Here is an 11,052-nt window from a genome sequence, read left to right on the forward strand (position 1 = left end):
GACGGTCGAGAAGGCGCCGGTCGTGCCGGTCGTGACGATCGATCCGCTGCTCGACCTGCTCAAGCTACCCGACCTCGTCAACGGTTCGTCGTCCGCGGCGCAGGTGCTGACCGGTGTCGACGGTTCGAACGTCTTCTACTTTGCATCGGCGGCCACCACCGGCAACGATCGCGTCACCAACTTCGGTCATTCCGACCTGCTGGTGGTCGATACCAAGCTGTATGACGGCAACAACGACGGCATCATCGCACTGTCGGGCAACAAGGTGTCGATCGACGCACCGGAAGTTGGCGACTTCGTCCAGCTCGACGGCGTCAACGCCCTGCGCTTCCTCGGCACCGACGTCGCTGGTCATTCGGTCTATGGCGATGCCGCAGTTCGCCCGAACGGCGCGGAAGAGGGTACGTTCGTTAACAACGTCCTTAACGGCGATATCGGTGACGAGACGGCGAACGTATTCTTGTTCGACACCGGCCTTGGCCTCGACCTCGGCGACGACTCAATCGGTCGCTTCGGCAAGCGCGATCTGGTCGTCACGACCAGCAAGCTGGTCGACGGCAACAACGACGGTATCATCGTCGGGACCGCGGGCAAGTTCGGCCTGCCCAACGATACCGGTTCGATCCTGCTCAAGGGCACGACGGGGGCCGCAGTCGACTCGCTGGAGTTCGACGGTTCGATCCTGCGCGATGGCGTGACCTACTATGTCTACTCCCTAGTCGGCACGACCGGCACCGACACGACCGACATCAGCTTCTGATCCGACTGTCAGAAGCTGATACTCTCGGGCAGCGATCCAGCAGGATCGCTGCCCGTTCTGTTTTATCAGTTGCCTTGGTCGACTCGCCTTCGTTCTGTAGCGAGGCGTGATCAACCGTTCGTGGGGCTTGTCGGAGTAACGTGGCGAAGCGGTTTGGCTGACGATAGTTGCAGGGTGGATGCCGTGCGGTGCGCCTTCAGGTAACCCAATTCGATCAGGAAGCTCCTCGGATCAGTATCTGGAGAAGCCGGCCTCTCCATCATCCGCGTGAACACGCCCACATTGCGCCAACGCGTCCACCGGTTGCAGAACATTCTGTGCGAGCCATACTCGCCGACGAAACGCGTTTCGATTGACGAACACGGTGCCGCGCAACGCCCGACGCTCGTGAACGTGCAGCTTGCCGTGTCGCTTAAGGAAGAACCGTCGCACCAGCTCCAGCTGGTTATGCGTCAGCCAGAACGGGTCGCTTATGCAAGTTTCCCGACGACGCCTGAAGCAGATCACGCCTCTCATATAAACGGTTCATAACGCCGGCAGCTTCACGGTCGGCAAGTATAAGCAAGTACAGATTAGTTGCAAAACTGTCCCATTTGAGGAATTGCAGATAGCCCTATTTGACTCCTGCCTTAACGTAGCAGTAACGATATTACTCGGTACTTGGGGGAGGATAATAATGTCGACGTTCACTATATCGTTCGGAATGAGGGGCAGCGAGGACGCCTGGTATCTTCGCAATGGTCCATCGGGCTTCACCCCGATCGATATTTCCGCCCTCCCCGGTGACCAGCCCACATTCGCCAAAGTCTCTAACCAGATAGCGGTTTCTTATGTGCGCGAGAGCTTCACCGGAGGCTTCCTTTACGGTGGACGCGTCGGCACGATGACCTATCTCGACGGCCGTACCGTCCTTGATCAGATCCCGGATTGGAACGTCGTCAAGAACGCGCAATTACTGTCGAGCGGAGCACAGAATTTCTTCTTCGACGGCTTCGTCCATGTCGATGCGCAGATCGGGCTCGACGACACTGCCGGCAGCACGCTGGTCCTGAACGGGACCAAACGTGGAAACATCATCACGGGCGCCGGCGACGACGTGATCGATATTCGTGTCGTCGAGGACCAGAACAGCGTGTGGGTCACGAGCTTCCGGATCAATACCGGTGGCGGCGACGATCTTGTCAGCTTCAAGCCGCTCGACATCGCAGCCGAATTGGCCGCAGGTGACCTGACCTTCCTTGAAGCTGTGAACAAGCCCGGTCTTCCGCTGATCGCGAGCGGAGAAGGCCGCACGACCTTCACTGCGCTTGGCAGCGGCGACGACCGGTTCGAAGGTTTCAACAGCAACGATCAGATAGCCGGTCAAAGCGACGACGGAACGGTCACCGCGGTCTACGAGAATGCGGCCCCGAGCGGCTACGCCTACAGCATCGGCGGTGCGACCAGCGGCGGGCATAATAGCAAACTGTATCGCATCGAGCTCGCAACGGGCGTGACCACCGAAGTTGGCGCCGTGACGGTTCCCGCACCGGGCAAAAGCGGGAGCAATCTCGATGTCGAATCGCTCGCACTCAATCCCGTCGATGGCATGCTCTATGGCTTCGTGGTGAGCACCGGCAACGTCACTGGGCTGATCAAGGTGGACCCGCTCACGGCGGCAACGACCTATATTGGGGGGACCATCGGCGCGTACAAATCGGCGTTGCAGGACTTCACGTTCGGGACCGACGGCAAGCTGTACTTCGCCTCCGAAGGCGACCTGGTTTCAGTAGATCCCGCAACCGGCGCGTTCACGATCATAGGCGACAACACGCTTTCAAAGAAGGTTGGAGCGCTTGCTTCCGACCCGATGAGCGGCAAGCTGTTCGGGCTGGTTGAGGACGGTGCAAAGACGTTGCTGGTCGAGATCAGCAGCGCGAACGGGACCGTACTGAAGACTACGCAGGTTGCCAATCTGCCGACCAACTCGAAGCTGGAAGGCGCATCGTTCGACAGTGCGGGCACGCTTTGGGCGGTCGATCGCGTGTCGGGGGATCTCGTGAAAATCGATCCGGTTGCATCGGCCGCCACCAAGGTTTCCCGGACGCTATCGGTATCGCAGCAAACGGGCGACGGCTTCGAAGCGCTGGCGATCGACACTGGTCAGAAAAAGATTCTGACCGATCTCGTTGCAAACGGCGGCGACCACATCACGACCGGCGCCGGCTTCGATCGCGTCAATTATTCCGCAGGTGACGGTGTCGATGTGATCACCGACTTCGATCTGGTCAACGATACGCTGCATATCGCGGGCTATGACGCGTCGCATATCAGGATCGACGTTTTCGGCGGCGATACGTTCATCCGGTTCACGGACGCCAGCGCGGACGGTTTCGTCGATAACGTGATGATCGAACTGTCCGGCGTCACTGGCTTCAACGCCTCGATGATCGTCTATGGCCTCTCGACCGCTTTTCCCGAGATAGGCTGAAGCGGGCTGGGCTACCGATGCGGATCAATCTGCGCCGGTAGCCCCAAGCGGCTCTGTCAGACTAACGTGACACGGTAGCTCAGCATGCAATTTTGCGGTGCCATGAGCCTACAATCACGAGCGAAACCGGCAAGCCCGTTCCGCCGGTTCAACTCGTCGCCTGAGGTAATCCGGCTGGTAGTCATGATGTACGTGCGGTTTCCACTGTCGCTGCGGAACGTCGAGGACCTGCTGTTCGAGCGCGGCATCGACATCTGCTATGAGACGGTACGTATGTGGTGGAACAGGCTTGGTCCGATGTTCGCAGGGAACATCCGGCGTCAGCGCGTGTCGCGCATGCGAATGAGTTCGTTACAGAAGTTGGCTTCGGTGCACGCCAACGTCCACAATCATTTCAACCTCGAAGGCCATCTCGTCGACCGCCAGACCACCGAGAACGCCGCTTTGCGGCTTCGGCAGAGTGGCAGGTAATTGCGAGCTAGCCCTGCCGTTAAAGACCGACCTGTATCGTGCAGAGAGCGGTTCACGTTAGTCTGACAGCACCCGGCCAATCGTTTGATGCAATAACATCGCCTGAACGAACGGCGCATCACCGCCGATCGGTCGCGGAAAGCGGCCATTCTGCTTTCCACCAGTTTTGGCCCGGTCAGGGAAACTTCGGCAGGCTGGAATACGGACAGGGTGCGCCTTTCTGCATCGCTGCCGTCCGGGTTTGATCATTTCGACACTTCACCACCAACATCGCCGAGAGGACCGGCACCGCTCTGGCTCGCGCTCCTGCGGATAAAGCCAGAAACATCATCCAGTACCGGCGCGCGGCCGCGAAACGGTCGGGCGAGTGCCAGCACGATCCCGACATGGCCCAGCTTGCGGTAAGCGTGCTGGTCCACGGCCACGCCGCCCGCGCGCAGCCGGGCGGCCAGCGCCTCGCTGTTGCGCGGACGCACGACGGTATCGTCCCTGCCGTAAAGCAGCAGCGCGGGCGGGTCGCCAACGCCAGCCCACGTCACTGGCTGTGTTTCTGCCGGGTCGGACACCTGCCCGAAGGCGGCACGGCTCGCGTCCACGTCGAAGGGTGCGAAGTCATAAGGGCCGGCGAGCCCGACGAATCCCTTTAACGACGTCCGGGTGTCTCCCAGCCAGCGCGGGTCTACCGCCAGCATCGCCGCGATATAGGCACCTGCCGAATGGCCCATCAGCACGACCGTTTCGCCGTTGCCGCAATAGTCTCCGGCGTGCGCCGTTACCCAGCGCACCGCAGCCGCACCGTCCTCGACAAACGCTGGATAACGAACTTCGGGAACCAGTCGATAATCCGGCACGACCGTTACGAAACCCTGCGCCGCAAGGGCACGTCCTACGAAAGCGTAGCCGGCACGTGTCCCGCTGCTCCAGCTACCGCCGTAGAAAAACACCACCACCGGTCGTCGTTGCCGGCACCCCCCGCGCGGTGCGTAGACATCCATTCGCTGGCGCGGGTCTGGACCGTATGCGAGGTCGCCTGCCACGAGCACGCCACCACGATCCTTCGGCACCAGTCTGTCGAAGGTGTTCAGCGGCGAACAGGCCGCGGCAAGCGACCCGAGCAGCGCGGCGACACGCAGGCGTGCACTGCCAGGCATCATGCGGTCGTTGACCGGGTTGCCTGCAGGATAACAGCCGTCGCTTCGCGTGGCATGTCCCACATCGGAAAATGGCCGCTATGCTCAAACCAGTGCAGGGTCGCGGAGGGGAACGCCGCAACTGCCCGGGCTGCCTGTCGGGGCAGACACAGGCGATCCTGTCGGCCCCAACCGATGACGATGCGTTGCGTCGGGTCAGCGGCGGGGCCTTGCTGCGCAGGGCCGTCGGCAAGGTCGCGGACAAGGGCATCGAACCTCAGCGTGTCGGCGATGCCGGTCAACTCTGCACACACCAGTTCAGGCGACAGCGCGGAAGGTTTTGCCGATAGCTGAGCTAGCAGCGCGCTGCGCGCCGCAGCGCTGCGACTGATAGCCGGAAGGCGCGATCGCAAGGCGCGCAGCAGTCGTGCGGACAGGCCGATGGTGGTGCGGAAAAAGGCACGCTCCCAGCCACGCCAGAACCCGCCCGGATCGAGCGCGACGACGTTGCCAACCTTCCCCCGCCGCGCCAGCTCCAGCACGATCCGGGCGCCCAGAGAGCTGCCTGCGGCATCGATACCAACAAGGCTGTTCGCGACAAGGTAGCGCTCGACACTGCCGACAAGCCCTTCGAAAGTGCCGCTATCCTGTTCGGCCGGCGTTGCGCCGTGACCCGGCAGGTCGACAGCGATGACCGATCGTTCTGCCGCCAGACCATCGAGGATCGGCTGCCAGGCACGCCAGCTGCTACCCAATCCATGGATCAGGAGGAGCGGCTTCCCGGTGCCGCGGGTGATATGATGCATGCGAAGCTCCGTCCTGTTCGCGCTACTCAACGATCGAAGTGACGTAACGGCGTCGGATACTCTTGTACGTCAGTGCAAGGTGATGCCGGACTGGATACGTCGACTTCGCTGGCTGCGACCCCGCCCCGCGTACGCCATCGGTCGGGATCAGTTCGCCTCACTACATCACAAACCGAACTTTCCTACAGCAACCCATATAGGCACATACCGGGAACAAGGAGTCGCGTCATGCCTGTCTTCGATCCCCCGATGCTGCTCGCAATCGCTGCCGTGATTTCGAGCGTTTCCAATCTTGTCTGGGCGCTTCGTCGCCGTGCCAGCACGGACACCCCGTCGCTCGATGACCGTAGATCGTCGAAGACACGGCACTCACCGAACGTTCGATAGCTGGAGACGAGAATGGCCCTGCCAACGCAGCGCCTGTACGCAGAAGAGGGCTGCCATGCCGGCCCGATGATCCTGATCCGCATGATCGCCCTGCGCTTGCCTCAGTTTCGAACATCTCCGCCGCCGAAGACAATCTGGTTGCGCGCGGCCTGTTCGAACAGGCCATACAGAAATGGCTGATTGCCGCCGCTCGCCGCATCAAGCGTGGCGCGATGATCCGGCGACAGGTGAAGACCGAGTGCAGCGACGTTGTCAGTCACCTGTTCGGGCCGACTTACCCCCATCAGCGTCGATGCGACGCCCGGCTGTCCAACCACCCAGGCCAATGCAACGCGCGCGGGCGTCTCACCAATTTCCTCTGCGACACTCTTCAGGACGTTGAGGATCTGCCAGTTACGGTCGGTGAATAGCGTGTCGCCGAACGGGTTGTCGCCATCAAGGCGCCTGTCGTCCGCAGGCCGGACCGCGTCGTCCTGTCCAGCCTGGTTGGGGACGCCGCCCGCCCGCTTCGGAGCCGCCTCGACGGTGGCGCGGTCGTATTTGCCGGTCAGCAGGCCGTAGGCAAGTGGACTCCACGGAACGAGGCCCATGCCGGCTGACCGCGCAAGCGGCAGATGCTCGGCTTCGACGCCGCGTTCAACCAGCGAATAGAAATACTGCAGCCCGATCGGCGCTGGATCACCCTGGACCCGTGCGAGTGTCGCAAGCTCCGCGACATACCAGGCAGGTGAATTGGACATGCCCCAGTAGCGGATCTTACCCGCAGCGACGAGGCCGGTCATGGTCCGCAGGAGCTCGTCGGCCGGAGTGATTCCGTCCCAGACATGCACCCAGTACAGGTCGATGAAGTCCGTGCGAAGCCGACGGAGTGATCCTTCGACGGACGCCAGGACGTGGCGCGTGCCGTTGCCGCCAGCATGATAGCCGCGGCCGGTCGCAAACCCGCTCTTGGTCGCGATGATCATCCGATCGCGCGCGGATTGTTCGGCGATGAACGAGCCGACCATCTCCTCGGATCGCCCGTCTGCATAAACGTCGGCTGTGTCGACGAAATTGCCGCCCAGGTCGGTATAGCGTTCGAACACGGCACGGCTGCCGCCCTCGTCAAGGCCCCAGCGTCGCGTACCGAAGGTCATCGTGCCGAGTGCCAGCGGGCTGACCAGCAGTCCGGAGCGGCCCAGCGGGCGATAGGTATCGAGGTTCATGGTCGCATCCTGTACTGTGTTGCCCCTAGATGGACGCCACGCCGCTTACGGATTAGACGGTCCACAGCGCATGGGCTCCTGAAGGACATTCAGCAATGGATCGTGATCTCTGGTCCGGCCTCGCGGTATTCGAAGCGATTGTCGAGGCCGGCAGCTTCGCGCGCGCGGCAACGCGCCTTGGGCTGTCCGCCTCTGCGTTGAGCCATGCGATGCGGTCTCTGGAGACAAAACTCGGTGTCCGGTTGCTTGACCGTACTACCCGGTCCCTGGCGCCGACGCCCGCGGGAGAGGAGCTGCTGGGGCGATTGAGGCCGGCAATAGCCTCGGTCGCAAGTGCGCTGGAGGAAATGGACGGTGCGCGCGAACGGCCGGCGGGGCGTATCCGGGTCAGTGCGCACCGGGTTGCCGCCATATATGCCATTCTGCCGCGACTTCCCGACTTCGCTCGCGCGTATCCCGACATCGCAGTCGAACTGGTTGTCGACGACGGGTTCGTCGACATCGTCGCCGATCGCTTCGACTGCGGGGTACGACATGCACAGACCCTGCAGGCCGACATGATATCTGTTCCCGTCAGCGCGCCGGTGCCGCTCGTCTTCGTCGCCGGCCCCGCCTATCTCGCCAACTGTAGCGCACCGGTCGATCCGGACGACCTCGGCGGGCACCGGTGTTTGTGTTACCGATACACCTCTTCCGGTGTCGTTCACCGATGGCAGTTTGAGCGAGATGGCCAGACGTCAGAGCGTTCGGTTCGTGGCGACTTCATCACCAACGACATTGACGTGATGCGCGACGCCGCGCTGGCTGGGTTGGGTGTTACCTGCCTTCCGTTGCCGCATGCCGCGCAACAGCTGGCTGATGGCACGCTGGTCGAGGTGCTGGCCGGCTGGGCCCCCACCCTGCCGCCGAATCACCTGTATTACCCCAGCCGTCGCCAGCCCAGTGCCGCCTTCCGCGCATTCATGATGGCGATGCGCGTCTGATCACCGCAGCACGTTCCGGTAACGGGCCTGGAACGACGATGAAACCAGTGTCCGCTTTCGAAGAGCGTTAGGGAGGAGCTGAACGTCTGAGGTGGGTCATCGCCTCATCGTGCCGTCCGGTGCTAAGCGCACCGTTCGTCCGGTTTCGGCTGATGCGTAGATTGCCTCGATCAGCCGCAGGTCGCGCAGGCCCATTTCCCCCGGCGTCCTGATCGGAACGTTATCCCGAACGGCGTCGGCAAAATGGTCGAGCTGACGGGCAAACTGGACGCTCGGATCGCCGGGAGTAAGATCGCGACCGTCACGCCCCTCAATCCGCATTTTCTGCCCGACATAGCTGGTTGCAGGATCCATCATCAGGGCACCGGTTGTACCCCGCACCTGCGCGAAGTTGATGCCCGCCGAGTCATACGACGTAACAAGCTGCGCCACCGCACCTGATGGAAACCGCCACTGCGAAGACAGATGCGCGAAAATCTCCTGGAAGCGCGGATCGTCGGTCGGGCGGAAGGTGGTCGCGCTGATGCTTTCCGGCATCTCGCCCGTCAGATAGAGGGCCGACTGGAGGCCGTATATCCCGTAATCTTCCAACGGACCGCCACCTGCTAGGGCGCGACTTGCCCGCCAGTTCTCGCGCGGGGTTGTCGGTCCCATACGGGACGACTGCTCCGTGCGCACGAGCCGGATATCCCCGATCGCCTTTTGCGCCATCAACCGCATTGCTTCTAGATTGTACGGTTCGAAATGCGATCGATAGGCGATCATCAGCTTGCGGTCGGCGCGGCTGCTGGCGGCGATCATCCGCTCGCAGTCGGCACTGGAGAGCGCCATGGGCTTTTCGCACAGGACGTGCTTGCCTGCCGCAAAGGCACGGATTGCCCATTCGGCATGCAGGCCGGTTGGCAGAACAATGTACGCCGCGTCGATGCGCCTGTCGGATGCGATTTTGGCAAAGTTTTCGTAGGAATAGCGTGCGTCAGGGGGAATACCATAGGCGTCGCCGACACGGCGCAGCTTGTCTGGGTTTCCCGACACGATCGCAGCGATATGGGTCCGCTCCGTCTCCGCAAAACGCGGCATCATCTGGTTGAGCGCATAGCCACCAAGTCCGACGATTGCGATTCCCACGCTGTCCGCACGCTTGCGACGCGGTGGCGTGGAGGGCAGCTTCAGACCATCCGGCAAAGGCTGACCCTTCACTCGCGCACCACCGGTAGCCTGAACGATGGTTGATGCTGGCGCTGCTATTGCAGCGAGCGATGCCGCTGCGGCTGCGCTACCGGCATCGATGAACCCACGCCGTGTCATTTCGATGCCAACCATCGCCGACCTCCCTTTGCACGCGCCAGTCACCCTTGCGCCCGTTGCTATGTAATGTTCGACTGGCACGCTTGGTCCAACAGGTCATACGAAGCGAGACGATTCCCCCGTGATGTCTGAATGCGGCAGCCACTGGTATCGCTAACCGGATCGATGATGCACGTGACCAGACCGCTGCATCAGCGCGCGGACGTCGTCTGGAAGATCCGAGTGCATGGACACCTGCTCGGGGTCTTGGCTGTCTGGAGTAGGCAGTTGTTATTCCGGGTTTGCAGCCGCCGCGCTTACGTCTGGAGCCGTCCGGAACTGTCCTGCAGCAACCAGAAGCGGGTATATCGCTGCAGGCGGGGAAGGATGATCCACTGCAGCGTTGCTGTCAGTATCAGCGATGACGGCAGGAGCTGGAGCGGCAATGGTGCATCCTTCAGCACCGTGCGGACGATCGTGCTGATGACGAGAAGGATTGGAAAGACAGTCAGCCACGTCGTTACAAAGCGCTTCCACTTGCTGGCACTCGCATCGCTGGGCAGATCGAATGCGACTGCGTCGCCTTCGCTGGTTTGCCGAAGCATTGTGGAATAAGCGTCGGCGGCAGCGGCATGAGCCTTGAGAGCATTGTCAGCCTGCCATGCATCGACCGCGTCCTGGTCATCAAAGCGAAACAGCAGATGCTGGAAGCCGGCAGTCTGCCCGAGCCGGATAGCGGCACGATACCCCGGGGCTGCGTGTGCAAGGCGGTTGAGCTCTTTGACCCACTGTTCGAAGTCCTCTTCATGACCGGCACGAATAGCCCGGCTGGTAACGACGGTAACGGTCTGATCTGGATCTGCTGGCATGGCGCAGGAACGTACCGCCGATCCCGTTAGTGCCGGCTGACTGCCAGATCAGCGCTCGGACCACAGTACCGCAGAAGCGCTTACGTGAAACGGCGGGCAACTCCCCAGGAAGCGGATGTGGGTCTAACCATCCCTTCCCCTCCCCGCGGTACCCGGCAGCAGGGTCGCAACCTGCTCCGACCACAGCGGCGGAATGGCACCGGTAGCCGTAAGCGCTGTCCCATCCACCCCGGTACGGATGGCGCCGCCGAGGATCGCGTCGACCACAGCCGGCGCCAGAAACGCCAGCCGCAGCACGCGGGTGACGTAAGCTGGCTGGACGCCTTCGCGTGCCGCCAGCGTGGTGATGTCGAGCTCGCCGCCTCTTAGCATGCCCCACCAGCGCCGCGCCTTGAGCACAAGCCGGACGAGCGAGGCGTTGCCAGTAGGCGTAACACCTGCCCCACTGGCCTGCACCAGTCGCATGACCCGGCCCGAACGTGTCAGCCGGACATCGGAGACGAATGTCACCGTTGCCGGCGCGTGCGGCGCAAGCGTTGCCTGCAGCAGTTCGGCAATGGCGGCGGCGGCGCAGTCTACCTCGATGCGCCCGTCGTGGATGCGCACCATGGTCACGATGGCGTGGGTGGCAGTGCGCAGGTCCGCCGGTGAGGCGCTGGCAATGGTGGCCGCCCGGGCGGATAG

The 11,052-nt window shown here is 62.3% G+C and carries 8 protein-coding genes and 2 pseudogenes; 4 read left to right on the top strand and 6 right to left on the bottom strand.

Annotated features, from left to right (window positions below; translation table 11 throughout):
- From IFT55_RS16975 to IFT55_RS17835, 3 genes and pseudogenes are all read left to right on the top strand, one after another.
- Positions 1-760 (top strand): hypothetical protein (locus tag IFT55_RS16975; RefSeq protein ID WP_192093541.1); only part of this gene is annotated, 760 nt, incomplete at its 5' end.
- Between the two features lie 676 nt (positions 761-1,436).
- Positions 1,437-3,230 (top strand): DUF6923 family protein, encoded by a 1,794-nt coding sequence (locus IFT55_RS16980; RefSeq protein WP_192093542.1) that lies wholly within the window; start codon positions 1,437-1,439, stop codon positions 3,228-3,230.
- A 102-nt stretch (positions 3,231-3,332) separates the two neighbouring features.
- Positions 3,333-3,572 (top strand): annotated as a pseudogene (locus IFT55_RS17835) (IS6 family transposase); the annotation flags it as partial.
- 374 nt (positions 3,573-3,946) lie between these two features.
- Here the strand turns inward: IFT55_RS17835 and IFT55_RS16990 are convergent.
- From IFT55_RS16990 to IFT55_RS17000, 3 genes are all read right to left on the bottom strand, one after another.
- Positions 3,947-4,852, bottom strand: coding sequence for an alpha/beta hydrolase (locus IFT55_RS16990; protein WP_249403914.1), 906 nt, complete (start codon positions 4,850-4,852; stop codon positions 3,947-3,949).
- On the bottom strand, positions 4,852-5,637 hold the full coding sequence (locus IFT55_RS16995; protein WP_192093545.1) for an alpha/beta fold hydrolase: 786 nt from the start codon (positions 5,635-5,637) through the stop codon (positions 4,852-4,854). The genes IFT55_RS16990 and IFT55_RS16995 overlap by 1 nt, the downstream gene beginning before the upstream one ends.
- Positions 5,638-6,125: 488 nt before the next feature.
- A complete protein-coding gene (locus tag IFT55_RS17000) occupies positions 6,126-7,229 on the bottom strand; it encodes an aldo/keto reductase (protein WP_192093546.1) in 1,104 nt (367 codons plus the stop codon).
- Between the two features lie 95 nt (positions 7,230-7,324).
- Between IFT55_RS17000 and IFT55_RS17005 the strand changes: the two genes are divergently transcribed.
- Complete coding sequence (locus IFT55_RS17005) at positions 7,325-8,212, top strand: LysR family transcriptional regulator (protein WP_192093547.1); 888 nt, start codon at positions 7,325-7,327, stop codon at positions 8,210-8,212.
- A gap of 96 nt (positions 8,213-8,308) precedes the next feature.
- On the opposite strand, the gene IFT55_RS17010 is transcribed toward IFT55_RS17005, so the two are convergent.
- From IFT55_RS17010 to IFT55_RS17020, 3 genes and pseudogenes are all read right to left on the bottom strand, one after another.
- Positions 8,309-9,535, bottom strand: coding sequence for a Gfo/Idh/MocA family protein (locus IFT55_RS17010; RefSeq protein ID WP_192093548.1), 1,227 nt, complete (start codon positions 9,533-9,535; stop codon positions 8,309-8,311).
- Positions 9,536-9,816: 281 nt separating this feature from the next.
- A complete protein-coding gene (locus tag IFT55_RS17015) occupies positions 9,817-10,368 on the bottom strand; it encodes an antibiotic biosynthesis monooxygenase (protein WP_192093549.1) in 552 nt (183 codons plus the stop codon).
- Positions 10,369-10,491: 123 nt separating this feature from the next.
- A pseudogene (locus IFT55_RS17020) lies at positions 10,492-11,052 on the bottom strand (hypothetical protein); the annotation flags it as partial.

It is taken from the genome of Sphingomonas sp. CFBP 13720, from assembly GCF_014842075.1.
Classification (GTDB): Bacteria; Pseudomonadota; Alphaproteobacteria; order Sphingomonadales; family Sphingomonadaceae; genus Sphingomonas.

Bases quoted from the DNA above. Each gene is read 5' to 3' on its own strand.
- IFT55_RS16980 (WP_192093542.1), top strand. From the start codon at position 1,437: ATGTCGACGTTCACTATATCGTTCGGAATGAGGGGCAGCGAGGACGCC.
- IFT55_RS16990 (WP_249403914.1), bottom strand. From the start codon at position 4,852: ATGCCTGGCAGTGCACGCCTGCGTGTCGCCGCGCTGCTCGGGTCGCTT.
- IFT55_RS16995 (WP_192093545.1), bottom strand. From the start codon at position 5,637: ATGCATCATATCACCCGCGGCACCGGGAAGCCGCTCCTCCTGATCCAT.
- IFT55_RS17000 (WP_192093546.1), bottom strand. From the start codon at position 7,229: ATGAACCTCGATACCTATCGCCCGCTGGGCCGCTCCGGACTGCTGGTC.
- IFT55_RS17005 (WP_192093547.1), top strand. From the start codon at position 7,325: ATGGATCGTGATCTCTGGTCCGGCCTCGCGGTATTCGAAGCGATTGTC.
- IFT55_RS17010 (WP_192093548.1), bottom strand. From the start codon at position 9,535: ATGGTTGGCATCGAAATGACACGGCGTGGGTTCATCGATGCCGGTAGC.
- IFT55_RS17015 (WP_192093549.1), bottom strand. From the start codon at position 10,368: ATGCCAGCAGATCCAGATCAGACCGTTACCGTCGTTACCAGCCGGGCT.